The organism is Streptomyces sp. SID13726 (assembly GCF_010548375.1).
Lineage (GTDB): Bacteria > Actinomycetota > Actinomycetes > Streptomycetales > Streptomycetaceae > Streptomyces.
In genome coordinates, this window is sequence record NZ_JAAGLY010000372.1 from 1 (window position 1) to 465 (window position 465).

Genomic DNA, 465 nt, shown 5'->3' on the forward strand with positions numbered 1-465 from the left:
ATGCCGATCCGGTCCCACGGGAGGACCAGGGCGTAGTTCGGGACCCCCTTGGAGATGGTGGTGCCCACCGCCCAGGCGAGGAAGACGCCGATCCCGACACCGAGCACCGCGCCGAAGAGGGAGATGACCACGGCTTCCAGGCGGATCATGTTCTTGACGCGGCTGCGGTCGAGGCCGATCGCCCGCAGCATGCCGATCTCCTGCGTCCGCTCGAAGACGGACATCGCCAGGGTGTTGACCACGCCGAGCACCGAGATGATCAGGGCCATGCCGAGCAGCCCGTACATGATGTTCAGCATCGTGTTGATGATGCCGCCCATCTCGTTGCGCATGTCCTCCTGGGTGGAGACCTTGATCGCCGGGTTCTTGCCCAGGGCGTCGATCACCGTCTGCTGCGCGGCCTTCGAGGCGCCGTCGGCGGTGTTGACGTACACCTCGCGGATGTACTGCTCCTCGCTGTGCGAG

At 65.6% G+C, this 465-nt stretch carries 1 protein-coding gene; it reads right to left on the bottom strand.

The window, feature by feature from the left end; genetic code table 11:
• The coding region (locus tag G3I78_RS48135) for an FtsX-like permease family protein (protein ID WP_164436948.1) at positions 1–465 on the bottom strand (465 nt) is incomplete at both ends.